The sequence below is a fragment of the Melioribacter sp. Ez-97 genome, from assembly GCF_051488665.1.
Classification (GTDB): Bacteria; Bacteroidota; Ignavibacteria; order Ignavibacteriales; family Melioribacteraceae; genus Melioribacter.
Genome location: NZ_JBPSEG010000046.1, coordinates 1 through 502, shown reverse-complemented (window position 1 = coordinate 502; position 502 = coordinate 1). Strand labels below are relative to the sequence as shown.

The following is a 502-nucleotide window of genomic DNA, read 5'->3' as shown; positions in this document are numbered from 1 at the left end:
GTGGTCGGGGTCTGAGAATGTTAAGTGTAAGTTTTGGGGTATTGAAGGAGATGCATTTTCAGCAGTATTTACATAAATATTTAACGTATATACACCATTGCTGAAATTTGTTATTTCAAAACCAAACGCTGTTGTTTGATTTGCCGCTCTTTGATTGTTTGGGTTACTCCATGGAGAAAATACTTGATTATAACCTATACGAAATGCGTCGTTACCATCACCATGAAATCGTATATCTACTACAGGTTCCTGAGTAACAGGATTTTCTGTAAAATGAATTGGCTGAGGACTTATTAAACCTGCATAGCTAAAAGGAATATATTGATTATCATGATATCCGCTCGTTTTATTTTGAATTAATTGCTTAAAGACAGGCAATTGACCAGAGCCCCAAGGATTGTCTACTGCTTGATTTACTTCCCAATTGTAACGTCCATCTGCAGGAATAAGCTGCAGCCATGAGGATGGATTTGTTCGATTTGGAGCTCCGACTTTTCTGATC

Annotated in this window: 1 pseudogene; it reads right to left on the bottom strand. The window is 37.5% G+C overall.

Annotation, left to right across the window (positions count from 1 at the left end):
* A pseudogene (locus ACSSWA_RS14980) lies at positions 1-502 on the bottom strand (T9SS type A sorting domain-containing protein); the annotation flags it as partial.